Origin of the sequence: Streptomyces sp. NPDC049879 (assembly GCF_044461265.1) — a bacterium.
Lineage (GTDB): Bacteria > Actinomycetota > Actinomycetes > Streptomycetales > Streptomycetaceae > Streptomyces.
Window position 1 is genome coordinate 155,061 of sequence record NZ_JBITKT010000005.1, and the last position, 22,837, is coordinate 177,897.

Below are 22,837 nucleotides of genomic sequence, written 5' to 3' on the forward strand. Positions count from 1 at the left end.
CCCTTTCTAGACTGCGGGCTGTGAAGGGTCTGCTGCTGCGGCTGTCCTCACTCGACGCGGACGCCGCCGCCGCGGTGCGGGTCATCGCCCACTACCAGGCGCTGCTGAGCGGCGGCGCGGTCGATCCTGTGGTGCTGGTGCGTTCGACGGCGGGGCTGGCGCAGTGCCCCGCCGGGGCCGAGACGGCGGACGGCCGTACGGCCCGGTTCGCTCCCGACGGGGTCGCCCTCCCCGGCGTGCCCGGCCGTGTCTCCGACAGCGTGGAGCTGCGCCCGGCCGGGCGGGTCTGGCTGGAACGGGACGGCGGGTCCGGCCCGTTCGACGCGCTGGTCCTTGAGTGGATGGCCATCGCGGCGCGGATGGGCCCGGGGCGCGGGGGCGCGTCGCCGCAGGCGGCGGACCCGGCGCTGGTGGAGCTGGTCCTGTCGGAGCGTGAGGCAGTGGAGGACCGGGCGCGGGCGCTGCGGCTGCTGGGGGTGCACCCGACGCTGCCGCTGCGGGTGGTCGCGGTGGCGGACGCGTCGGGGGCGGACGCGGGTCTGGTGGCGGTGTCGCTGCTGGCGCGCGGCGGTGCACCGGCGACGGTACGGGTGGCCACCGTTGGCGTGCTGGCTGCGGCCCTTGTGCAGCCGCAGGGGGGCGGGGAGTCACCAGCGGACGGGCTGCGGGAGGCGGCGGGGGAACGTGCCCGTGCGCTGGCGCCCGGGGTGGGGCGTAAGCAGGACGTGCGGGTGGGGGTCGGCGGTCTGGTGGCGCCGGTGCACGCGGGGGTGTCGTGGGGGCAGGCGCGGGCGGCGTTGCGGTTCGCGGTGCCGGGCGGGGGTGTGGACGAGGTGGTCGTGGACCACGCGGAGCTGGGGCCGCTGGCGCTGCTCGCCGAGGTGCCGGCCGCGCGGCTGCGGGCCGAGCCCGGGGTGCGGGCCCTGGCAGAACTGGCGGAAGGGGACGGCGGGGCGCTCGGGGTGGAGGCGCTCGCCGCGTTCTGTCGTACGGGGTCGTTGCGGCGGGCGGCGGCGGCGCTGCATCTGCACCACAGCTCGGTGGCGGCGCGGCTGGCGGTGGTGGAGGGGGCGCTGGGGTGGCGGCTGCGGGAGCCGGGCGGGCTGCTGCGGGCGCAGTTGGCGCTGTACGCGTGGCGGTTGTCGGCTGCGGGGTGACGGGCGGTCACGGCGCGAGTCCGGTGCGCAGGGCGGTGACGGCCTCGGAGGTGACGCGCTGGGCGATCGCGGAGTGGGTCACGGCGGCGCTGCCGTGGAACGTGCCGGGGTAGCGGCGCAGTTCGACGGGTACGCCCGCCGCTTGCAGTGCTGCGGCGAACGCGACGCCCTCGTCCCGCAGCGGGTCGAACTCCATGACGGCGATGAACGTGGGCGGCAGTCCGCGCAGTTCGGTCGCGCGGGCGGGAGCGGCGTAGGCGGGGACGCCGGGGGTGCCGGGGACACCGCGGCCGAGGTAGGCGTCCCAGCTGAGCTGCGCGTTGCGGCGGTGCCAGACCGGGGTGTCCGTGAAGCGGACGGCGCTCGGGGTGGCGAGGCGGTCGTCGAGGGCGGGGCTGTGCAGGTGCAGGTGGCGGATGGGCGGGCCGCCCTCGTCCCTGGCCAGCAGGGCGATGGCGGCGGCGAGTCCGCCGCCCGCGCTGTCGCCCCACACGCCGATCCGGCCGGGGGCGGCGTAGAGCTGGGCGACGTGGGCGGCGGTCCAGCGCAGGCCCGCGTAGGCGTCGTACAGGGCGGCCGGGTAGGGGTGTTCGGGCGCGAGGCGGTAGTCCGCGGAGACGACGACGGCGGGGAGCGTGCGGCAGAAGTGGAGGTTGGTGTCGTGGTCGACGTCGGGTGAGCCGAGGACGAAGCCGCCGCCGTGCAGGCTGTACAGCGCGGGCAGAGGGCCGGGGACGCCGAGGGGGCGGTAGACGCGTAACGGTACGTCCGGGGCGCCGTCGTGTCCGGGGGCGTGTGTCTCGTGCACCGCGACGCCCCGGGTGTCGGCGGTGGGGAGGGCGGCGGCCAGTTCCGCGGCCTGGGCGCTGCGTGCGGCGGCGAGGTCGGTGATGTCGACGGGCGGCATCATGGCGACGGCGGCGGCGAGTTCGGGGTCGAGCGGATAGCGCACGCTGTCCTCCCTCCGGTGTGGCGGGCGCGTCACCGAACGGTCCCATGGGGCGGGAGCGGGGGTCATCAGACGGGCGTCGGGGATACGGCGGCTGGGATCCGACGCGTGCGCGCGGCTTGTTCGCGGGCGTGGCGGGCGGCCGGGGGGCCGGGGCCTGGGGCGGGGCGTCCGTACGCGCAGGACTGGGCGTACGGGTGGGTGGGGCGGGGCTGACGCGGCTTCTTGACGCGGGTGGTGGCCGTTCCTATGGTCACCGCGCCTGACCGGGTGCAGTCGCCCCCGACGCTGAGGAGCCCCTCGTGAAGATGTCCGTTCCGCGTCCCCGCGGGTCCGCCGCCCACCGGCGCCGCCGCAGGGCGATGGCCGCGCTGGCGGGGCTGCTCGCCGCCCTGTGCCTGCTGACCACCGCGCCCACCGCCGGGGCGGCGGGCGCCGCCGGGTGGGGCGGGCGCACGGAGTGGGTGGGGGCGTGGGCGTCGCCGGTGACAACCGTGCCGGCGAGTGACGGCACCGCGTTCGAGGACCAGACGCTGCGGCAGATCGTGCGGACGACGCTGGCGGGTGACACCCTGCGCGTCACGGTGACCAACGCGTTCGGCACGGCGCCGCTCGTCGTGGGCGAGGCCAGGATCGCGCGGCGGGCGGACGGGGAGGAGGGGCCGCGGGTGCTGCCGGGCACGGACCGGCGCCTCACGTTCGGCGGGCGCGGGTCGCTGGCCGTGCCGGGCGGGGGTGAGGTGGTGAGCGATCCGGTGCGGTTGCGTGTACCGGCGGGCGCCGACCTGGCGATCAGCCTGCACCTGCCGCGGCGCACGCAGGGCGGGACGGTCAACGCGTTCGCCGGGCAGGAGAACTTCGTGGGCGACGGGAACGTCACCGGGGCCGCCGACTTCACGCCGAGCGCCGTCACGGCGTCGTGGTACTTCCTGTCGGGCGTCAGCGTCGCCACACGGCACGGGGACCGCGCGTCGGCCGTCGTCGCGCTGGGCGACTCCATCACGGCGGGCACGACCGTCAACGCCAACCACCGGTGGACCGACTTCCTCGCCCGCAGGCTGCGCGCCACGCCCGGGCGGGACGCGACGGCTGTGCTCAACGCGGGGATCAGCGGGAACCGCCTGCTGCGCGACCCGAACCCCCCGGCGGGCTCCGACGCGGAGGCGTACGCCGCGTACTTCGGCGAGAGCGGCCTGCGGCGCTTCACGCGCGACGTGCTGGCGCGGCCCGGCGTGCGCGACGTCATCGTGCACCTGGGGGTGAACGACATCGGGCATCCGGGGACCGTCGCGCCCACGTCGGAGCGCGTCACCGCCTCCGACCTGATCGACGGCTACCGCCAGCTGATCTCCCGGGCGCACGCCCGGGGCGTACGGGTGCACGGCGCGACGATCACGCCGTTCCGCGACACCCCGCTGGGCTTCTGGACGCCGGAGAACGAGCGGGTGCGGCAGCGGGTGAACGACTGGATCAGGACGTCCGGCGCGTTCGACTCGGTCGTGGACTTCGACGCCGCGCTGCGCGACCCCGCGCGGCCCGACCGCCTCGCGGCCCGCTACGACAGCGGCGACCACCTGCACCCGAACGACCTGGGCAACGAGGCGATGGCGCGGGCGGTCCCCGCGCACCTGCTGTGAGCCGTACCGGCGGCGTACCCACCGGGACCGACAACTGACCGCGCACCGCGACCGCGAAGGACTCCTCAGGTGGACGGACACAACGAGACCAGGCGCGTGCACGGACGCGTGAACAGGCGCGCCGCGCTCACCGGCCTCACCGGCGCCGTGACGGGCCTGGCCGCCCTCGGCGCGACACCGGCGGCGGCGCGGTCGGGCGGCGAGGGGTGGGTGGACACGTGGACGGCGATGCCGCAGCTCACCGAGCCGCACAACCTGCCGCCCGCGCCGTTCACGGGCAGCGACGGCGTCCTCGCCGACGCGACGCTCCGGCAGACCGTTCATCTGACGATCGGGGCGCGGCGGGTGCGGCTGTCGTTCTCGAACGAGTTCGGCGGCGCGCCGCTGCCGCTGACCTCGGTGGCGGTGGCGCTGCCCGCCGGGGGCAGGGCCGGGGCGCGGGCCGTCGTGCCGGGTTCGACACTGCCGGTGACGTTCGACGGGCGGGCGTCGGTGACGGTGCCGGTGGGGGCGCGGTACGTGTCGGACCCGGTCGACGTGCGGGTGCCGCCCGGCGGGGAGCTGACGGTCACCGTGCATCTCGCCGACGGGCAGCGGTCGTTGTCGGTGACCTCGCATCCCGGGTCGCGCACCACGTCGCACCTGGTCGCGGGTGAGCGCGTCGCCGCCGAGGACCTGCCGGGCGCGACGCCGGTGGACCACTGGTACTTCCTGAGCGCCGTCGAGGCGTGGGCGGCGCGCGGCAGCAGGGCGGTCGCCGTCCTGGGCGACTCGCTGACGGACGGCCGGGGTTCGACGACCAACGGCAACGACCGGTGGCCCGACCGGCTCGCCGCACGGCTGCGGGGGCGGCGGGACACCGAGGACGTGGCGGTCCTCAACCAGGGCGCGGGCGGCAACCGGGTGCTCCTGGAGGGGCTCGGGCCGAGCGCCGTGTCGCGCCTGGACCGGGACGTGTTCGCGCGCAGCGGCGTCACGCGGCTGATCGTCTTCGAGGGGGTCAACGACATCGGGACGGCGGCGGCGACCGCGGCGGCGCAGGAGGCGGTGACGGCGGATCTCCTGACGGCGTACGGGCAGTTCGTGACGCGTGCGCACGCGCGGGGTGTGGAGGTGTACGGCGCGACGCTCACGCCGTTCGGCGGCAACGCGGCGTACGACGACCCGGCGGGGCTGCGGGAGGTGGCGCGGCGGGAGGTCAACGCGTGGATTCGCGGGAGCGGGCGGTTCGACGCGGTGCTCGACTTCGACGCGGCGGTGCGGGACCCGGCCCGGCCGGAACGGCTGCGGGACACGGTCCACGACGGCGACTGGCTGCATCTGACGCCCGGGGGCTACGCGTTGCTGGCCGCGGCTGTGCCCGTCTCCCTGTTCCGCGACTGACGGACGCGTTCGACGGGCTCCGGTGCGGAGGGCTGTGGTGCCGTCCGTGAGGGTCGTCTGCAAGGTCACGGGTCCCGACGGGATGCGGCTCATTCTGGAGCACCGGTCGGGCGATCCGGAGATCGGCTGCGACCGGGTGCCCAAGTTCCGTCCTGCCGCCGCCGGTTCAGGGGTGTAGGCGGGCGTTCCCTTGGTCGGGTTCGTCGTGGCGGCGGTCGCGCTCTGCGCCTGGTGCAACATTCTCGACTGTCAGTGGCATCACTTAGAGTGACAGCACTGATGCGGAGAGGGTGGGGATGATGGCGAAGGCACGGGAGTTCGGGCCGGTCCAGCTGGCGAGGTGGCTCGGGCTGGCGGCGTGGCAGATCGCGTACGCGAGGGAGCGTGGGCTGGTACCGGCGCCGGATCTGGCGGAGGGCCGCTGGTCGGAGGCACTGGCGAAGACGCTGCCCGAGCGGGCGGAGGAGATCCGGGTCGCGGTGGGCGACCGTCCGGGCGTCGGCACGGTGAACGCGGCGCGCCATCTCGCCGTCCACAGCGGGCTGGACGTGGCGTGTGCGGACATCCTGGAGCTGGTCGCGCGCGGGCTGCTGCGCCCGGTGGGGCGCTACCGGGGCAATCCGGTCTACGCGGTGCGGGACCTGGAGGAGCTGCCGCGCGAGCGGGTGGGCGCGGTGGTGGAGGAACGGCTGGCCTGGACCGGGGCCAGCGCGACGGCGGTGGAGGCCGCGCGGCTTCTCGGCTGGTCGGTGGGCCTGTTCGAGGTACGGGCGGAACGCGCGGGGCTGGTGCCGCGTGCGGACGGCAGGTATCCCCGGGCGGAGGTCGTACGGCTCGGGGCAGGTCCGTGGGACACACCGGTGGACCGGGGTGGCGGCGAACGGGGCGGACCGCCGGTCGGGCGCCGCGAACCGGTCGCGGTCGGCGCGGGCGGGGGTGGCGGGGTGTAGGGAGTGGGGTCGAGGTGGCGGTGGTGGCGTCGCCGGACCGGTGTCCGTGCGGTGCGGTGCGCCCCCCGCCAGCCCTTCGGAAGGCGGGGGGCCGCGCGAAGGAGGTCATCGGGGAGGGAGGATCGGGGGCGGTAAGTGCACGGCAGGGGGGTGGAGGTGTGGGTGTGGTGGCGGAACACGATGAGGCGCCGGAAGAGGCGGAGGCCGGGAGGCGGGCGCGGGTCCGCGCGGTGGCGCGGGGGGTGTGTGCTGTGGTGATCGCCCTTGTGGGGGCGGTGGTCCTGGTCCGGCTGGCCAGGCTGGACGGAGGCTCGTATCTCGCCCTCGTGATGGCGGTGTTCCCCTGGGTGGCCGTGGGCAGTCTGGTCCCGCTGGGGGTGGCGCTGGCCCTGCGGGCGCGGTGGCTGTCCGGCGTGGCGGGGGCCCTCGTGGTGGTCGAGCTGTGCCTGCTGCTGCCGCGCTACCTGGGCGGAGGCGCGGAGATACCGGCGGACGCGCCCCGGCTGCGCGTGGCGACGAGCAGCGCCCACGCGGGGGCGGTGGACCCGGCCGCGCTGGTCGATCTCGTCAGGACGGAACGGGTGGACGTGCTCTCCGTGGCCGAGCTGTCGGCGGAGACGGCCCGCGCCCTGGACAGCGCGGGGATGGCCGGCCTCATGCCCTACCGGGAGCTGCGCCCGGAGGCCGACTCGTCGCTCTACTCCCGGCTGCCGCTGTCGGACGGCGGGCTGCTGCCGCTGGACACCACCTGGCCGCAGACAGGGGCCGACGTACAGGTGGGCGGCCGGACGGTGCGGCTGGTCGCCGTGCACACCTACTACCCCCTGGGCGATCCGGGGCGCTGGGACGCCGACATGACGGCGCTCCGGGAGGAGGCGGCGCGCGGGAGCGAGGACACCGTGTTCCTGGGCGACTTCAACGCCACGCTCGACCACGGCCCGATGCGGGACCTGCTGGCGGCCGGGCTGGCGGACGTGCACGACGAGCTGGGGCAGGGCTGGGCACCGACCTGGCCGGAGGGCCGCTGGTACCCGCCGCTCATACAGCTGGACCACGTGCTGCACGGGCCGGGACTCGCAGCCGTGTCGGTGCACGAGGCAGCCGTGGAGGGCAGCGACCACCGGGCGGTCGTCGCCGAACTGGCCCTCACGGACTGAGGGGCGTGAGGGGCGGACGAGGGGCCCGTCGGCGGGAGACGTGGCTCCGTGGAGCCAGGGAAGGGGCGGAGGATGGCTCTGTGGCGGGATGTCCGGGGGCTGTGGGCGCCCATACGCTCCGTGACCATGTGGAAGACCATGACAGGCCTGTTGGCCACGGTGGGAGATGGATTCCGGTGGGCGCTGGTCGCTCGGGCCCCGCGTCCGGCGGGTGCGGTGAAGCGGGGTTCCGGATGGCTCGGCGTCGTGGCCGGATCGGGAATCCTTGTCGTCTGGCTCGTCGCGATGATGTTCGCGGGGCCGACCGAGACGGACACGATGCCGCTGACCGGCCTGTTGTACGACGCCGTCACGATCCTGCCGGCCCTGCTGATGCTGCGGTATCCCTTCGCGGCCTGGCGATGGGCGTACGTCCACGCCTGGGTCGCGCCGTTGCTGGTGGGGCGTGGGACATTGCTGCCCACACTGTCCGAGCAGACGTTGGTGCTGCTGCTGGTCATGGGCGCCGCCGCCCTGCGGGGGCCGCGCCGGATGCTGTGGGCGATGGGTTCGCTGTGCCTGCCCATGCTCTGGGTCTGGTGCGACGGGCCGACGGACGCGCTCGCCGTGACCGCGTTGTTCGTCGTGGTCCTCGCGGGTGCGGACATGGCGCGGGCCCGTGCGGTGGCGCGGCGTGAGCTGGTGGTGGCTCAGGAGCTCACCGAGGTGGAGAAGGCCAGGAGTGCGGTGCTGGAAGAGCGCGCGAGGATAGCCCGGGAGCTGCACGATGTGGTGGCCCACCACATGTCGCTGATCGCGGTGCGCGCCGAGACGGCGCCGTACCGGCTGCCGGAGCTGGGGGAGCCGGAGCGTGAGGAGTTCACGGCGGTCGCGGGCGCGGCGCGGGAGTCGATGGGCGAGATGCGGCGTCTGCTGACGGTGCTGCGCGGGGAGGACCCGGCGCAGCGGGCGCCGCAGCCGGGGCTGCCGGATGTGGCGTCGCTGGTGGAGGAGAGCCGGGCGGCCGGGGCCCGGGTCGCGTACTCGGCGCCGGAGGCCGCGGTGGTTCCGGCGACGGTGGGGCTCGGCGCGTACAGGATCGTGCAGGAGTCGCTGTCCAACGCGCGCAGGCATGCGCCGGGCGCGCCGGTGAAGGTGGACGTGGAGATGCGTGACGACGCGCTGCGGGTGCGGATCGTGAACGAGGCGCCGCAGGACGGTCGGAGTGCGCCTGACGGGCAGGGTGTCGGGCATGGACTGCAGGGGATGGCGGAGCGGGCGACGGCGCTGGGAGGGACGTTCGCCGCGTCCGCCACGGAAAGCGGCGGCTACCGGGTCGCGGCGTCGCTGCCGCTGTTCGAACGGGCGCGGCCGTGACGGACGAGGTGACCGTGTTGATCGCGGACGACCAGGCTCTGGTCAGGCAGGGCTTCGGCGCCCTGCTGGACGCGCACCCCGGCCTGCGGGTGGTGGGCGAGGCCGGGGACGGCGAGGCGGCCGTCGCGGCGGTCCGCGCGCTGCGGCCGGATCTCGTGCTGATGGACGTCCGTATGCCGCGGATGGACGGTCTGGAGGCGACGCGCCGCATCCTGGAGGTGCGGGAAGCACCGCTGCCGCGCGTGCTGATGCTGACGACCTTCGACCTGGACGAGTACGTGTTCGAGGCGCTGCGTGCGGGGGCGTCCGGGTTCCTGCTGAAGGACGCCACCGCCGGGGAACTGGTGCACGCCGTCCGGGTGATCGCGGCGGGCGACGCGCTGCTCGCGCCCTCGGTGACCCGGCGACTGATCGAGGATTACGCGACACACCCGCCCGCCGGTCGCGGCGGCGACCGGGTGCCGCCGTCCCTGACCGGCCTGACGGCACGGGAACGGGAAGTCCTCGCGCTGATCGCGCGCGGGCTGTCCAACGCGGAGATCGCCGCCGAACTGGTCGTCGCGGAGGAGACGGTGAAGACGCACGTCAGCCGCGTGCTGAACAAGCTGGGGCTGCGCGACCGGGCTCAGGCCGTGGTCGCCGCCTACGAGTCGGGACTGGTGGTGCCTCATGGGAAGTGAAGCGGAGAACGCCGTACGGGAGCTGCTGGCCGCGCACCCCGTGATGGCGCGGGACCTGCCGCCGTTCGACCCGGCGGGCGCTCCCGCGGAGCCCAGGGCGCTGTTCGCGGCCTGGCTCGCGGAGGCGGCGGACGCCGGAGTGCTGGACGCGGGCGCGGTGACGCTGTCCACCACGGACGGGGACGGTCTGCCGGACGCGCGGATCGTCGCGCTGCGGGACGTCGATCCGGACGGCCGCTGGGTGTTCGCGAGCGACGCGGACAGTCCGAAGGGGCGGCAGCTGGCGGCGGTGCCCGCCGCCGCCATGACGTTCTACTGGCCGGTTCAGGGCAGGCAGGTGCGGGTGCGCGGGTCGGTGGAGCGGGCGTCGGGCGAGGTGGCGGCGCGGGAGTTCCTGAGCCGTTCGCCACTCTCGCGCGCGGCCGGGCTGGTGGCGCGGCAGAGCGAACCCCTCGCGTCGGCCGACGACTTCGGCCGGGCCCTGGCGGGCGCGCGGCGGCGGGTGGAGGCGGACCCGGAGGAGGTGGCTCCCGGGCACACCGTGTGGCGGCTGCGCGCCGACGCCGTGGAGTTCTGGCAGGGCGAGAAGGGCCGGGGGCATGTACGCCTCCGGTACGACCGGGGCGCGGGCGGCGATCCGGCGGGCTGGTCACGCACGTTGCTGTGGCCGTGACGGCGCGGACCGCCCTGGCCCAGCCCACTGACCCGGGGTGCGGGTCGCCCGCTCCCCCACGGCACCGCCGCGTCGTCGCGCCCGCCTGCCGGCCGCAGGGCGCATGGGCGCGCCGCTGACCGGCCGGTCGGCGCCTCTCGGAGGGAGCGGACGAAGCGTGCGCGGGCCAGCGGCGGCGGCCCCGGTGTGCGTCGGACGGCGCGGACGGGCGGTGCGCTGACTGGCCGTCAAAAAGTCACCCGACAGGTGCGTGGAGTCCCGGCGTGCGGTGTGCGGCTCGGGGTAGCCGGAGCGTGCGGGAGTCCACCCACCGAGGGGGTAACGATGGCCTTTGTCACGCGGTTCCGCACGGTGCGCAGGGGCAGGCTCCCCGAGCCTGTCGGCGCGCCCGACGACACGCGTCCCTACACACACGACGACATCCCTTCCGACACGACCTACCCGGACGAGCCCCTCCCGCCCGAGGAGCCGCCCGCGCCACGCGTTCCCCTGTTCCAGCGCCGCACCTTCGGCGCCGCCGTGGCGCGCGTGCTGGTGATGACGCTGGCACTGGTGCTGATGGTCGCCTTCGCCGTCGCGCTGGCACGCGTGACGCTGGTGCCGTCGCCCGACTCGTCCGACCTGATCCACACCAACCTGCGTCCCGGCGCCTCGATCCGCACCTACCTCGACCAGCCCGACTGGTCCGACACCCTGCAGCAGATCGGCGGCAACGTGCTGCTCGGCGTCCCCTTCGGCTTCCTGCTCCCGGTCCTCTTCCCACGGATCCGGGGGCTGCTGCGGGTCGCGCTGTTCACCGCGCTGGTGATGGTGATGGTGGAGACGGCGCAGGGCCTGATCGTGGAGGGCAGGGCGTTCGACATCGACGACGTCATCCTCAACACGCTCGGGGCCCTGATCGGCTTCCTCATCGTGGGCCGGCGCCTGAGCCACGCGCTCTACCCGCGCCGGACGCACTGGTGGCACCGCTGGACGCGGCGCCGTCCCGTGGAGCAGCCGGTCGCCGACGAGCGGTACCCCTGACCTCGCGGCGGTAGCGTGGCGGGATGGCATGCCACGGCGGACCGCACACGTTCCTCTGACGGGGAGGACGGGAACAGCGGCGTGACCTCCAGGAGGCCGTCGCTGTTCTCGGCGTGCGCACCCGAGCGGTTCCACCGATCCCGACCCGCGGCCGTCACGGCTGCCGAGGACCCCGCATGTCCGACGTACCCCTCAGTGGCTCCCCCGTCTCCCCTGCCCATCCCGTCGCCCCCGTGCCGCCGCCGTGGCAGCGGATGCTGCGCGTCCTGTGCTGCCCGCCCTGCGGTGGGGCCCTCACGCTGACCGGCCGCACCCTGCGCTGCGCGCGGCAGCACACGTTCGACCTTGCCCGGCAGGGCTACGCGCCGCTGCTTGCGGGCGGCAGACCCGCCGCGACCGCCGACACGGCGGACATGGTGGCGGCGCGCGAACGCTTCCTCGGCGCGCGCCACTTCGCGCCGCTCACCGACGCGCTGGCCGCCCGCACGGCCGCCCTCTGCCCGCCGGGCGGCGTCCTGCTGGACGCGGGCGCCGGGACCGGGCACCACCTCGCCGCCGTGCTGCGCGCCCTGCCGGACGGCACGGCGGGCCTGGGGCTGGACACGTCGGTCCCGGCGCTGCGCCGCGCGGCGCGCGCGCACCCGCGCGCGGTGGCGGCGAGCTGGGACGTGTGGCAGCCGCTGCCGGTGCGTACGGGCGCGGTGGACGTGGTGCTGAACGTGTTCGCGCCGCGCAACGGGCCGGAGTTCCGCCGCGTGCTGTCGCCCGGCGGGGCCCTGGTCGTCGTCACGCCGACGGGGCGTCACCTCGCCGACCTGCGGCGTTCGCTCGGCCTGCTGTCGGTGGACGGCGCCAAGGACGAGCGGCTGCGGCACTCCCTGGGGGCCCACTTCGCGCGGGAGGGCCACGAGGAGCACGACCACGTGCTCGACCTGGGCGCGGAGGAGGTGGCGCAGCTGGTGGGGATGGGCCCGACCGCCCGGCATGTCGGCGCGGACGAGTTGCGGGCGCGCGTGGCCGGGCTGGGCGAGCCGTGCCGGGTCACCGTGTCGTTCCGCATCTCCGTCTACCGGCCACGCGCCTGACCGCCGGTCCCGGCGGCCCCAGGTCGTGGTGGGCTGACGGATGCGGCGTGGGGGGGGCGGACAGCGCTGCCGGTTTCGGGCGCGGTCGCGGGCTCCGGGCTTGATCATGGTGCGGCTGACGTGGGTCTTGGCGGTGGTGGGGGAGATGACCAGCCGCTCCGCGCTCTCCTCGTCGGAGAGTCCCGCGCCGACCAGTGTGAGGACCTCGCGTTTCGCGCCGGGCGAGCACGCCGTGGAGCGTAGAAGTTCGGTGGGCTCGGTGTCCTTCAGCAGGAAGCCGCAGGCGCCCGCGCGCAGCGCATCGAACACAGGGACGTCCAGGGCGTAGCTGGTGAGGATGACCACGCGGACGTCGCGGAGGGCGGGGTCCGCGGCGCGGATCAGCGGCTGGGACGCGGGTGCGTACGTGCGGGTGCCGACCGGCGAACGCTGTTGACCCTCACGCCGCGTAGGGGTGGACGATGCAACGCATGAGCGATTTCTTCCCCGCTTTCGAGATGAGTCCCGTGCCCGTCCCCGGTCCCGACGCGGTGGCGCCGGAGCCGTTCCGGGGGATCTACGGGATGCCCGCGTTCGTGACGGTGCCGACGGGTGATCTGGCCGCGTCGACGGACTTCTGGGTGCGCGGGCTCGGGTTCTTCGAGCTGTTCGGCATCCCCGGGCAGCTGGTGCACCTGCGCCGCTGGGCGTTCCAGGACGTGCTGCTCGTCGCCGCCGAGGCCGGTGCCGCGCAGGCGGCGGTGCCCGCGATGAGTGTGAGTTTCTCCTGCGTGCTGAACGAGGTGGAGCCGGTCGCGGAGGCGTGCCGCACGCTCGTCGCCGACTGCGTCACCGGCCCGCGTGACACGCCGTGGAACACCCGCGACATCGAGGTGATCACGCCCGAGGGGGCGCGGGTGGTGTTCACGGCGGCTAAGCGGCTCGTCACCGGCAGTCCAGAGGCGCGGGCGCTCGCGGCGGTCGGGATCACCGCGCCCGGCGACGGCGGCGACGGCCGTGGCTGACGCCGGTCTCACGGTGGGGGCGACCGCCGGACGCGTGGGGGTGACCGTCCGCGCGCTGCACCACTGGGACGAGGTCGGCCTCGTGTCGCCGTCCCTCCGCACCACGGCCGGGTACCGCCTGTACACCGACGCGGACGTGCAGCGGCTTGAGCGCGTCGCCGCCTACCGCGACCTCGGTCTCGGGCTCGACGCGATCCGCGCGGTCCTCGACGACACGAGCACGGGGATCGGGGCCGCGCTGCGGGAGCAACGCGTCCAGCTCGCCGGGCAGATCGACGACCTGCGGCTGCTGGACGAACGCCTTGAGCGGATGGCCGAGGCCCACGAGCGCGGGATCCTGCTGAGCGAGGAGGAGCAGGCGGCGACGTTCGGCCCGGACTGGGACGCGCGAAGAACGGGGCAGGCGCGCGTTCTGTGGGGAGAGTCCCCGCAGTGGGCGCAGTTCGCCGAACGCTCCGCCTCCCGCACGCGCGAGCAGTGGCGCGCGCTCGCCGGGGCGATGTCCGCGCTCGAACGCGACCTGGGCGACGCGCTGGACCGGGGCGTCGCCCCGGGCAGTCCTGAGGCGGACGCGCTGGTCGAGCGCCACCGCGAGGTGTTCTCGCACTTCTTCACGCTCACCCGGCGGATGCAGGTGTGTCTGGGGCGCATGTACGAGTCGGACCCGGGCTTCGCGGCCCACTACGACGGTGTACGGGCGGGGCTGGCGTCGTGGTTCCGGCGGTGTGTCGACGCGTCCGCGCGCGCCCAGGGGATCGACCCGGACACGGCGACCTGGCAGTAGCGGGTCAGGCAAGGGCGAGCAGGCAGGCGCGCAGGCGGGCGGCCTCGGCCGGGGCGCTGTGGGCCAGTTCGGTGAGCAGGGCGCGTACGGTCACGGCGAGCGCGCGGGAGAGTTCGGCGGGGTCGAGCGCGCGCACCAGCGTCGCCTCCAGCGGGGCGGTGACGGCGGCCGGCAGGCGGTCGGCGCCCTTGGCGTACGCGGTGGGGAGGCCGAGGCGTGCGCAGGCGAGGGTCAGGATGTGGTCCCGGGTGGCGCTGATCCAGTGTTCGGCGTTCCAGTACGCGCCGCGCTCGATGGCGATCCGCGCGTGCAGCACGTGGTGCCAGGCGAGGCCGGTCAGGTGGCCGGGGTCGGGGGCGGACGCGGGCCGTGGCGCGGCCGGGGTGCCGAAGACGGCGCGGAACCCGCCGTCGCCCACGGGCCCGAAGGCGCCGCCTGGGGCGAATCCGAGATCGACCTCCAGCGGCTCGGGCAGCAGGAACGCCCGGTAGATCGCCTCGCCCGCGCGCAGGTCGAAGTGGTGGAGGGCGCCCAGCTCGCCGTAGAGGTACGCGGTCCAATCGGCGAGCGTGTCCGCCACGGCGGCGTCGGGGGCCAGGCCGAGGAAGAGGTCGATGTCGGACCAGCGGTCCTCGGTGCCGCGCGCGGCCGAGCCGGTCAGGGCCGCGCCCGTGACGGCGCTGTCGGCGCGGGCGCGGTCGAGGAGCAGCGTCCGGACCTGGTCGCGGCGCGCGTTCGTGCTCATCAGGGGGCGGCGGTGGAGTCCGAGTGGCCCAGGGAACGGCCCGGTGCGACGCGGTCGCGGACCAGCCGCTTGACGGCGGTGGGCTCGGGGAAGCCCTGGGTCTTGCGGTCCCAGACCGTCTCGCCGTCCACGCTGACGCGGAAGACGCCGCCGGTGCCCGGCTGGAGCGCGACGGCGGAGACATCGTTCTCGAAGGTGGTCAGCAACTCCTGTGCCAGCCAGGCCGCGCGCGGCAGCCAGCGGCACTGCGTGCAGTACTCGATCCGTACCTCGTGTGCCATGCCGGACCGCCGCCTTCCCGCCGCGCTGTACCGCTCGTGCTGTGCGGTCATCCTCCGGCCGCCGTCGCGGGAAAGTCCAGCACTGCCCACGAGGCGGACGTCAGTCCAGCAGCGCCCGTGCCCACAGTGCGCTGCGCGCCTCGATGTACTCGGCGTCGCCGAGCCAGGCATCGCCGTGCCCCGTGCGCCAGTGGGTCGCCCACGGCTCCTCCCCCACCGCCGCGCGCTCCCGCAGGAAGTCGTACATCCCCCGGATCCGGCGGCCGAGCAGCGGTACGAGGGCGCGGCGCTGCGCCTCGTCGAGGCCGTACGCGTCGGCGAAGACCCGCAGGCGCGCGGCGTTCTCGTCATCGGGCCGTCCGAAGGGCGGGGCGGCGGTGAGGCGGACGAAGCCGTGGCAGGCGTAGGCGAGGTCCCACAGGCGGGTGGTGGGGCCGGCGCCGTCCCAGTCGATGAGGACCCAGGGTCCCTCGGGGCCGTCGGCGACGAGGTTCCACGGCGCGATGTCGCCGTGCCCGATGACGGCCGGTCCGTCGTCCAGGACGGGCAGCAGCCGCTGCCAGGCGGCGTCCGGCGGCGGGGTGAACGTCGCCGCCGCGTCGTGGAACGCGCGGATCAGCCGGGCGACGCGCGCCAGCCGCCCGGCGGGGGCCAGCTCGTCCATCCGGTCGGGCCACAGCGTGGTGCCCGGCGCGTGGCCGAGGATCTCGCGGCCGCGCCCGTCGATGCCGAGGGGGCGCGGCGCGGCGTCGAAGCCGGAGGCGTGGAGGTGCCGCAGCAGCGCGTGCACGGCGGGGGTCCACGGTCCGGCCGGGCGGCGTACGGTGTCCCCCGCCCGTGCGACGCCCGCGCTCACGTTGCCACCGGTCAGGGGTACTTCTTGCTCGTCCACCCGGCGCATTCTGGCAGCGGCGCGCGTGTCCTGTCGCGTCCGTTTCAGCCGCCGTGGCGGGTGAGCCAGTCGGCCAGGGCGTCGTGCAGGACGTCCGCGCGGCGCCCGAACGTCACGTAGTGCCCGGCGCCCGGCACGGTCACCAGCTCGGTGTCCGCGCCGGTGAACAGCTCGCGCTGCTCGCGCGGGTCGCCGACCCGGGGGTCGTGCTCGCCGAAGAGGAGCAGCACGGGGGTGTCGATGCCGGGCAGGTGCCGCAGGTCGGACAGGACGGCTGTCGGCTGGGACACCATCTCGCCGCACGGGTGCGGGCTGCGCAGCGGGACGGCGAGGCCGAGGACTTCGGGCGGGACGTCGGTGAAGTTCTCCTCGGCGAACGCGGCGGGTGTCGGGTCGTAGTAGGCGTAGCCGTTGTCGGCGCCGGAGAGGCAGGGGCCGAGCGCCGTGAAGAAGGGGGCGTTGACGCGGGGGTCGAGGCCCACGTCGGTCCAGTCCATGAGGACGAGGCCGTCGATGCCGTCGAACGAGTAGCCCGCGATCTGGGCGAGCTGGGCGCCGTTGCCCTGGCCCGCCAGGAAGACGTGGTCGAACGCGGGTGGTGTCTCCCGGTCCGCGCCGTGCGTGCGGTAGTCCCCGTCGCGCAGCTGCTGGGTGATCTGGTGGGCGATGTCGGCGCTGCCGCCCAGGCACAGGCCGGTGCCGTTCGGGATGTCGCTGGCGCCGTAGCCGAGGCGGTCGACGGTGAGCGAGGCGTGGCCGCGTGCGGCGAGTTCGCGGGCGAGGTGGTGGCCCTGGGCGTCGAGCCGCCAGAACCACTCGCCGCTGGCGATGTCGTGCTGGTAGAGCGTGACGGACAGGTCGTCGCCGCTGTCCAGGAGGGCGCGCGGCGCGGTGAGGTGACCGCGCACGGTGTACGTCCCGCCGTCCACGGCGCAGACGGACAGGGAGCGGTTGACGTTCCTGACGATGAAGCTGACGGGTATTTCGACCACGTCGGCGGGAAGCGCCGCCGGGGAAGGGGCGGTGGGTGATCCCTGCTGGGCTGCCTGCGGGGATGTCTGGTGTGCGGGTGGTGGGTCGGAGGGTGTGCCGACGGCCTGCCTGGCCGGGGCGGCCCATGCGTGCCGGGACTCCGTCGCGAGTACCTGGGTGAGCGACAGGAGGGCCGCCGCGGCGGCCAGGAGTGGTCTGCGGGCGCGCGCCATCGTGATGGGACCTTTCACGTCACGTGGTGGGAGCGGAGTATGGGGCGCCGTGGGGGAACGGGAAGGGGCATGGGGGACACAGGAGTTCCGATGCCATGCGGAAAGCCCGGCGGCGCAAGGCCGCCGGGGCGGGAGTGCGTGCGTGGGGGACGTGGGCCGCTTGGTCAGGCGGCCAGTACGGCGGACGTGGTGGAGCGGGTCGTGCGGAGCGGGGAGAGGCGCGGGAGAGGGGAGCGCCGGGTGCGTACGGGCTGCCCGCGCGTGCGGGGAACGGATGCGTCGGCCTCTGCGTCGGGGTCGCCGCTGTCGGGGTCGTCCGGACGGTCGCCGCTGTCCGGGTCGTCGGGTTCCGTGGGCGGCAGGCGGCTGCCCAGCTCGGCCATCAGCGCCGCGCCGTGCCGCTCCGTCGCGGCCTCGACGGCGGCGGCCACGGTCTCCCGCGGCATGCCGGAGCGGCCCGCCGTACGGCCGGGCCCGGCCAGCGGGTTGGACAGGGTCTCGCCGTAGTCGTCCGCGAGCGGGGTGAGCGGGACGGCCCGGTGGTCCGGGTCGCCGGGTGTCAGGACCACTGCGCCACCTCGATCAGGACCTCGCTGACCGTGTGCTCGCCCTGGCTCATGCGGACGGCGACCGGCACGGCCAGCAGCCCCAGCTCCTTCGCGTGGCGCACGCCGTCCACCTGCGCGGTGGCCGTGGTGTTGAGGTCGAGTTCGGCGAAGTCCGTGAAGTCCGCCCGCAGGCGGGTGACGGCCAGTTCGCTCGGGAAGAGGCCGTGCAGCCGCGCCACGGCGGCGACGGCGAGCTGGCGGGCGGCCTCCAGCTGGAGGTTGCCCGGTATGTGGTCGAGCTGGTGGTCGAACAGGTGCGGGTGCTCGGTGTCGACGACGAGCCGGGCCTGCGCGGTGCCGCGCGGTCCGACCGTCGGCTCGGTCACCACGACGTTGCGGCGGTCGCGGCGGCCGATGGTCGCCGGGGCCGCGGGCGCGAGCCGGGAGCTGAGGACGGCGGTCGGGTCGGCGGTCGCCGCCCGGTCGCGGCCCTTGGCCCGCAGCATGCCGAACGCGCGGCGGCCGACGAACGCGAGCCCGCCCGACGCCTCCAGCGTCCGCACGCCGTCCACCAGCAGCGTGCCGTCGAAGTCGAAGCCGAGGACGCGCCCGGCCCTGTTGCGCTCGGGGCGCACCGTCAGGACGACGACGACGTGCGCCGGGCGCGGCCCGATCCGCAGTGCCTCCAGCGAGCGCACCCAGTAGTTCATCGACTTGAAGATGAAGGCGCTGTCCAGGGCGACACCGAGGTGCTGGTGCGCCACGTACACGCCCGCCTGCCGCATCACCTCGACGAGGAGCAGGAAGTCGTAGCCGGCCGAGTGCTCTCCGATGACATGGCCGCGCGGCAGCTGCGCCGCGACCTCGAAGGACGCCTCCGAGCGGCCGATGCCGTTGGTCGCCGCGGCGACCGAGTCGGTGACGAAGACCTCGGCGATCGAGGCCCGGTGCACCATCGCGCGCGGGACGGTCGCGTCGTACGTGAGCCGGTCGCGCGTGGTGGACGAGGGGAGTTCCATGGGCAGGGTCATTGCCGTGCTCTCCTTCCGGGTCCGTGCGGGCACCCCCCGGTGCCCTGTCGGCGACGATGACGGGCCCCGCTGACGGGAGGCTGGAAGAAACGCTGAAGAGACTGCGCGATGTGTTGTGCAGAATGCGCATGCGCGACCAAACAGTGCCTATGGGAGGGGTGTTGATGAACACCACGTAACCGTCCACCCACGCACACGCGCCATCGCCTATGCTCCACATATCAGCTGGGGGCACCACCGAAAGTGACCATTTCGGGTACGTTGTGATCGAATACGGGGTTTCGTCATGACTGAATACGGGGTTCGATTCGAGGTTCTCGGCCCATTGAGAGCACTGCGGGCCGGGGCGGAGATCCCCCTCGGCCCGCCCAGGCAACGAGCCGTCCTCGCCGCGCTCTTATTGCGCGCGCCGCGGCCCGTCTCGGCCGAGCGCATCATCGCGACCGTGTGGGGGGCCGACGGGCCCACCCCCTCGGTCAATCTCATCCAGAAGTACGTGTCGGGCCTGCGCCGCTGCCTGCCCGCCACCGCACCGATCACCCTCACCACCGCGGGCTACGCGATCGACCCGCGCGGCGGCTTCGACCTGTGGGAGTTCGAGGAACTCCTCGCCGCCGCCCGCTCGTTCAAGAACGAGGACAAGCCCGCCCGCGCCGCCGAGGCGCTCACCCGGGCCACGGCGCTGTGGCGCGGACCGCTCGCCGAGGACACCATGGGGCCCGGCATAGAGCTGGAACGGGACCGGCTCGCCGAACAGCAGCTCATCGCCCTGGAGGAGAGCCACGCGCTCGGCCTCGACCTGGGCCACGGCCCTGAGCACGTCCCGGAACTCGTGCGGCTCGCCGCCGAACACCCGCAGCGCGAGCACCTGCACGGCCTGCTGATGCGGGCACTCGCCCGTTCCGGCCGCCAGATCGAGGCGCTCAACGTCTACGCGCGCATCCGCCAGCGCCTGGCCGAGGAGTACGGCACCGATCCCGGTCCCGAACTGCGCGCCGCGCACCAGCTCGTCCTGTCCGGGGGCGCCCAGGCGCCGCGCAGGCCGCCCCCGGAGAAGGCCCCGGCGGCCGTCCCCGCCCAACTGCCGCACGACGCGTACGGCTTCACGGGCCGGAACGAGGAGGTCGGCCGGATCACGGGGCTGCTGCGCTCCGGCGGCATGCCGATCGTCTATGTCGAGGGCACCGCGGGCGTGGGCAAGACGGCGCTGGTCGTGCACTGCGCGCACCAGGTGGTCGACGACTTCCCGGACGGCCAGCTGTTCGCCGACCTGCGCGGCTTCGACCCGCTCGGCCCCGCCCACCCGACGGAGATCCTGGGCGGATTCCTGCGGTCCCTCGGCGTGGCCAACCAGCACGTGCCGCCGGACACCCGGGAGCGGTCCAGCCTCTTCCGTTCCCTGCTCGCCAAACGCCGCGTACTGGTCGTGCTCGACAACGCGGCGCACACCGAGCAGATACGCCCGCTGCTGCCCGGCAGTCCCGGCTGCGCGGTGCTGATCACCAGCCAGCGCCGGCTGACCGGGCTCGTCGCGGGCGAGGGCGCCCGGCACGTGGACCTGCCCGTGCTCCCGGCGCAGGACGCCGAGCAGCTGCTGCACACCATGCTGGGGCCCGCCGCCGGGAAGTCCGCCGCCGAGATCGCGCGGCTGTGCGGCTACCTCCCGCTGGCGCTGCGGCTGGTGGCGGCGGGCGCGTCCGTGACCGACGAGGACCTCGACGGCATAGCGCGGCGCCTCACCTCCGAGGACCCGCTGGCGCACGCCGCCGTGCCGGGCGACGAGCAGCTGTCCGTCTCGGCGTCGCTCGACCTGTCGTACCACTCGCTCGACGAGACGTCCCGCCGGGTGCTGCGGCGCCTGGCGCTCGTGCCGGGGCCGAAGCTGACCCGGCGCGCCGCCGCCGCCCTGGCGGGGCTCGGCGACGAGGAGACCGAGCGGGTGCTCGACTCGCTGGTCGCAGCCAACCTGATCGAGCCGCACGGCACGCACCGCTACCGCTTCCCGCACGACCTGCTGCGCGAGTACGCCCGCCGCCGCGCCCTCGCCGACGAGCGGCCGGACGAGCGCGAGGCGGCCGTCCACCGGCTCACGGCCTGGTCGATGCGCGCGGCCTCGGTGCTCGCGGGCGGCCCGGTGCGGCTGCACGTGGCGGGCCCCGACGGCGTCGTCACGACAGGTCCAGCGCCGGACAGCGCGGCGGCCCGCCTCCTGCGGCGCGAGGCGGGCGGCGAGCTGCGCAACCTGCCCGCGCTCGCCGGATGCGCGGCCGAGCACGGCCCGTTCCCCGCGGCCTGGATGCTGGCCCAGCGCCTGTGGGGCATGTGCAAGCACAACAGCCTGATGCCCGAGTGGCTGGCGGGCGCGCTGGCCGGGCTGCGCGCGGCGCGGCGCGCCGGTGACCGCGAGGCGGAGGGCGAGCTGTGCGTCTCGCTGACCGACGCCATGCTGATCGCGGGGAAGGTGGACCAGGCCGAGAAGTACGCGCGGCAGGCGCTGACCATCGGGCACGAGGAGCGGCTGCCCGGCGTCCAGGCGGCGGCGTACGAGTACCTGGGCAGGCTGCGCTGGCTCGCGGGCGACCTGACCGAGGCGCGGGACCTGCTGACGCACTCCGTGGAGCAGTTCACGGCGGCCGAGCGGCCCGAGCAGATCGCGCTGGCGCTGTGCGGCCTCGCCCGGGTCGAGGTGGACCTGGGGCGTCCGCACATCGCGGTGCGGTACCACCGCACGGCGCTGCGGCTGGCGCGTTCGCTGCGCATCGTCTGGCTGGAGGCGCTGGCCCTCACCGAGATGGGGGTGGCGCAGGAGGACCTGCGGATGCTGGAACAGGCGGTCGCCGCGCAGGAGGCGGCGCTCGCGCTCAGCGACCGGCTGCCGAGGATGGCGGCGCTGTCGCAGGCGTACCTCGGCGCGCTGCACGCGGCGGGCGGGCTCGCGGGCGCGGCCAGGTCGGCCGTGCGGGAGGGGCTGCGGGTCGCCGAGGCGCACAGCGACCGGTGGGCCCTGGCCGAGTGCCACAACGCGGCGGGGCGGACGATGACGCTCATCGGCGACCGGATGGAGGCCGTCGGCCACCATCAGGCGGCGCTGACCGTCTCGCGCGGCCTGGGCTACCGGCGGGGTGAACTGCACGCGCTGGTGGGACTCGTCGCGTCCATGCAGGACACGGCGGAGCGGACGCTGCTGGAGCGGCAGGCGGGCAGCATGGCCCGAAGACACGGCTACGCCGGTGTGGCCCGTCGTCTGCTGAAGCACCAGCCCAGGGAGAGGAACGTGGCGGCACCGTTCGCCCGCATAGCCTGAGCCTCCGCAGAGGGAGGTGCCGGGTGATCGACCATCAGCGGTCGGAGGCACGGGTGACTTCGGTCGCGCCGTGGGGGGTTCTGGTCGTGCTGGAGGACGGCACGGCGGGGCTCGTGGACAACGCGAAGCTGCCCGCGTGGCGCAATGACGCGCCACTGCCGCAGCCGGGAGATTCCCTGTCCGTCGTCGTGCTGGACGCGACGCGTGATCCCGTGCGGGTCAGCGCGCTGCCGGAGGACGCCGCCCTGGCGGAGCGGGCGCGGCCGCTGGCGGGCGGTCTGGTGAACGAGGTGGTCCTGTCCGGCTCGACGGTGCGCCGGTGGCCCGGGGAACGGGCGGCGTACGTGCACGATCTGCTGCGGTGGTTCGAGCGGCGGGGCTGGGCGGGTGCGCCGCGCTTCCTGGGGATGTCCGGCGACGGGCGGGAGTTGCTGGGATTCGTGCCGGGTGAGGCGGCTCTGACGGACGCGCGGCAGCGGGCTGCGCGAACGCCGGAGCCGCTGGCGGCCGTCACGCGGATGGTGCGCGCGTTCCACGACCTGACGGCGGGGACCCCGCTGAGCGCCGGGGGCGAGGTGGTGTGCCACAACGACCTGTCGCCGCGCAACACGGTGTACGCGCCGGGGACGGTGCGGCCGGTCGCGTTCGTCGACTGGGACCTGGCCGCGCCGGGTGAGCGGGTGCACGATCTGGCGCACTTGTGCTGGCAGTTCCTGGGGCTGGGTCCGTCGGTGGCGGATGTGCCGGGCGCGGCGCGGGCGATCCGTGCGGTGTGCGGGGCGTACGGCCCGGTCGGTGGGCGGCCGGTGGAGCCGCGTGCTGTCGTCGGGTCCGTGCTGTGGTGGCAGGAGCGGTGCGCGGACGGCATCGAGGCGGGCGCGGCGCGGGGTGATGCGGCGATGGTGCGGCTGCGGGAGGCGGATGTCCCGGCGCGGGTCCGCGAGGCGCGTGCGTGGGTGGCGCGGCACCGGGACGCGCTCGCCTGACGGCTGG

21 protein-coding genes and 1 pseudogene are annotated in these 22,837 nt (G+C 75.1%); 14 read left to right on the forward strand and 8 right to left on the reverse strand.

Annotation, left to right across the window (positions count from 1 at the left end; genetic code table 11):
* Positions 1-20 precede the first annotated feature (20 nt).
* Positions 21-1,157, forward strand: coding sequence for a PucR family transcriptional regulator (locus ACIBPC_RS18655; RefSeq protein WP_398845939.1), 1,137 nt, complete (start codon positions 21-23; stop codon positions 1,155-1,157).
* A gap of 7 nt (positions 1,158-1,164) precedes the next feature.
* On the opposite strand, the gene ACIBPC_RS18660 is transcribed toward ACIBPC_RS18655, so the two are convergent.
* Positions 1,165-2,109, reverse strand: a complete 945-nt coding sequence (locus ACIBPC_RS18660; protein WP_398845941.1) for an alpha/beta hydrolase — start codon at positions 2,107-2,109, stop codon at positions 1,165-1,167.
* Positions 2,110-2,414: 305 nt separating this feature from the next.
* Here ACIBPC_RS18660 and ACIBPC_RS18665 point away from each other — a divergent pair, with 305 nt between their 5' ends.
* The 9 genes from ACIBPC_RS18665 (at position 2,415) to ACIBPC_RS18705 (ending at position 12,050) form a co-directional block, all read left to right on the forward strand.
* A complete protein-coding gene (locus tag ACIBPC_RS18665; RefSeq protein ID WP_398845944.1) occupies positions 2,415-3,743 on the forward strand; it encodes an SGNH/GDSL hydrolase family protein in 1,329 nt (442 codons plus the stop codon).
* Positions 3,744-3,812: 69 nt separating this feature from the next.
* Entirely contained in the window at positions 3,813-5,126 is a 1,314-nt protein-coding gene (locus ACIBPC_RS18670; protein ID WP_398845946.1) for an SGNH/GDSL hydrolase family protein, read from the forward strand.
* A 299-nt stretch (positions 5,127-5,425) separates the two neighbouring features.
* Complete coding sequence (locus ACIBPC_RS18675) at positions 5,426-6,076, forward strand: hypothetical protein (RefSeq protein WP_398845949.1); 651 nt, start codon at positions 5,426-5,428, stop codon at positions 6,074-6,076.
* 251 nt (positions 6,077-6,327) lie between these two features.
* Complete coding sequence (locus ACIBPC_RS18680) at positions 6,328-7,233, forward strand: endonuclease/exonuclease/phosphatase family protein (RefSeq protein ID WP_398845952.1); 906 nt, start codon at positions 6,328-6,330, stop codon at positions 7,231-7,233.
* A gap of 246 nt (positions 7,234-7,479) precedes the next feature.
* The gene (locus ACIBPC_RS18685; RefSeq protein WP_398845955.1) at positions 7,480-8,589 is read left to right on the forward strand and encodes a sensor histidine kinase; all 1,110 of its coding nucleotides are present in this window, start codon (positions 7,480-7,482) and stop codon (positions 8,587-8,589) included.
* Positions 8,586-9,269, forward strand: coding sequence for a response regulator (locus ACIBPC_RS18690; RefSeq protein ID WP_398845958.1), 684 nt, complete (start codon positions 8,586-8,588; stop codon positions 9,267-9,269). Before ACIBPC_RS18685 ends, ACIBPC_RS18690 begins: the two co-directional genes overlap by 4 nt.
* Complete coding sequence (locus ACIBPC_RS18695; RefSeq protein ID WP_362958521.1) at positions 9,259-9,942, forward strand: pyridoxal 5'-phosphate synthase; 684 nt, start codon at positions 9,259-9,261, stop codon at positions 9,940-9,942. The genes ACIBPC_RS18690 and ACIBPC_RS18695 overlap by 11 nt, the downstream gene beginning before the upstream one ends.
* Before the next feature lie 324 nt (positions 9,943-10,266).
* Complete coding sequence (locus tag ACIBPC_RS18700) at positions 10,267-10,965, forward strand: VanZ family protein (RefSeq protein ID WP_362958524.1); 699 nt, start codon at positions 10,267-10,269, stop codon at positions 10,963-10,965.
* Positions 10,966-11,219: 254 nt separating this feature from the next.
* Positions 11,220-12,050 carry a putative RNA methyltransferase gene (locus ACIBPC_RS18705; RefSeq protein ID WP_398846568.1) on the forward strand — a complete coding sequence of 277 codons (831 nt, stop codon included), beginning with the start codon at positions 11,220-11,222 and terminating at the stop codon, positions 12,048-12,050.
* 75 nt (positions 12,051-12,125) lie between these two features.
* On the opposite strand, the pseudogene ACIBPC_RS18710 reads toward ACIBPC_RS18705, so the two are convergent.
* Positions 12,126-12,419: pseudogene (locus ACIBPC_RS18710) on the reverse strand (LuxR C-terminal-related transcriptional regulator); the annotation flags it as partial.
* Between the two features lie 101 nt (positions 12,420-12,520).
* Here ACIBPC_RS18710 and ACIBPC_RS18715 point away from each other — a divergent pair.
* Together ACIBPC_RS18715 and ACIBPC_RS18720 are read left to right on the forward strand one after the other, a co-directional pair.
* Entirely contained in the window at positions 12,521-13,054 is a 534-nt protein-coding gene (locus tag ACIBPC_RS18715; protein WP_398845960.1) for a VOC family protein, read from the forward strand.
* Entirely contained in the window at positions 13,047-13,838 is a 792-nt protein-coding gene (locus ACIBPC_RS18720) for a MerR family transcriptional regulator (RefSeq protein WP_398845962.1), read from the forward strand. The genes ACIBPC_RS18715 and ACIBPC_RS18720 overlap by 8 nt, the downstream gene beginning before the upstream one ends.
* Positions 13,839-13,842: 4 nt before the next feature.
* Here ACIBPC_RS18720 and ACIBPC_RS18725 read toward each other — a convergent pair whose 3' ends face one another.
* The 6 genes from ACIBPC_RS18725 to ACIBPC_RS18750 form a co-directional block, all read right to left on the reverse strand.
* Entirely contained in the window at positions 13,843-14,583 is a 741-nt protein-coding gene (locus ACIBPC_RS18725) for a nucleotidyltransferase domain-containing protein (protein ID WP_398845964.1), read from the reverse strand.
* A complete protein-coding gene (locus tag ACIBPC_RS18730; RefSeq protein WP_398845966.1) occupies positions 14,583-14,864 on the reverse strand; it encodes a SelT/SelW/SelH family protein in 282 nt (93 codons plus the stop codon). Before ACIBPC_RS18730 ends, ACIBPC_RS18725 begins: the two co-directional genes overlap by 1 nt.
* 100 nt (positions 14,865-14,964) lie before the next feature.
* Positions 14,965-15,765, reverse strand: a complete 801-nt coding sequence (locus ACIBPC_RS18735) for a phosphotransferase enzyme family protein (RefSeq protein ID WP_398845969.1) — start codon at positions 15,763-15,765, stop codon at positions 14,965-14,967.
* A 35-nt stretch (positions 15,766-15,800) separates the two neighbouring features.
* Positions 15,801-16,979, reverse strand: a complete 1,179-nt coding sequence (locus tag ACIBPC_RS18740) for an alpha/beta hydrolase (protein WP_398845972.1) — start codon at positions 16,977-16,979, stop codon at positions 15,801-15,803.
* A gap of 146 nt (positions 16,980-17,125) precedes the next feature.
* Positions 17,126-17,530, reverse strand: a complete 405-nt coding sequence (locus tag ACIBPC_RS18745) for a hypothetical protein (protein ID WP_398845973.1) — start codon at positions 17,528-17,530, stop codon at positions 17,126-17,128.
* On the reverse strand, positions 17,521-18,540 hold the full coding sequence (locus ACIBPC_RS18750; protein WP_362958546.1) for an AfsA-related hotdog domain-containing protein: 1,020 nt from the start codon (positions 18,538-18,540) through the stop codon (positions 17,521-17,523). The genes ACIBPC_RS18745 and ACIBPC_RS18750 overlap by 10 nt, the downstream gene beginning before the upstream one ends.
* A gap of 325 nt (positions 18,541-18,865) precedes the next feature.
* On the opposite strand from ACIBPC_RS18750, the gene ACIBPC_RS18755 reads away from it, so the two are divergent.
* Both ACIBPC_RS18755 and ACIBPC_RS18760 read left to right on the forward strand, forming a co-directional pair.
* The gene (locus tag ACIBPC_RS18755) at positions 18,866-21,844 is read left to right on the forward strand and encodes a BTAD domain-containing putative transcriptional regulator (RefSeq protein ID WP_398845977.1); all 2,979 of its coding nucleotides are present in this window, start codon (positions 18,866-18,868) and stop codon (positions 21,842-21,844) included.
* 23 nt (positions 21,845-21,867) lie between these two features.
* Entirely contained in the window at positions 21,868-22,830 is a 963-nt protein-coding gene (locus tag ACIBPC_RS18760) for a phosphotransferase (protein WP_398845980.1), read from the forward strand.
* The last annotated feature ends 7 nt before the right edge of the window (positions 22,831-22,837 follow it).

Coding starts and splice junctions, on each gene's coding strand:
- ACIBPC_RS18735 (WP_398845969.1), bottom strand. CDS start 15,765: ATGCGCCGGGTGGACGAGCAAGAAGTACCCCTGACCGGTGGCAACGTG.
- ACIBPC_RS18695 (WP_362958521.1), top strand. CDS start 9,259: ATGGGAAGTGAAGCGGAGAACGCCGTACGGGAGCTGCTGGCCGCGCAC.
- ACIBPC_RS18705 (WP_398846568.1), top strand. CDS start 11,220: ATGCTGCGCGTCCTGTGCTGCCCGCCCTGCGGTGGGGCCCTCACGCTG.
- ACIBPC_RS18730 (WP_398845966.1), bottom strand. CDS start 14,864: ATGGCACACGAGGTACGGATCGAGTACTGCACGCAGTGCCGCTGGCTG.
- ACIBPC_RS18750 (WP_362958546.1), bottom strand. CDS start 18,540: ATGACCCTGCCCATGGAACTCCCCTCGTCCACCACGCGCGACCGGCTC.
- ACIBPC_RS18715 (WP_398845960.1), top strand. CDS start 12,521: ATGAGCGATTTCTTCCCCGCTTTCGAGATGAGTCCCGTGCCCGTCCCC.
- ACIBPC_RS18675 (WP_398845949.1), top strand. CDS start 5,426: ATGGCGAAGGCACGGGAGTTCGGGCCGGTCCAGCTGGCGAGGTGGCTC.
- ACIBPC_RS18725 (WP_398845964.1), bottom strand. CDS start 14,583: ATGAGCACGAACGCGCGCCGCGACCAGGTCCGGACGCTGCTCCTCGAC.
- ACIBPC_RS18665 (WP_398845944.1), top strand. CDS start 2,415: ATGTCCGTTCCGCGTCCCCGCGGGTCCGCCGCCCACCGGCGCCGCCGC.
- ACIBPC_RS18700 (WP_362958524.1), top strand. CDS start 10,267: ATGGCCTTTGTCACGCGGTTCCGCACGGTGCGCAGGGGCAGGCTCCCC.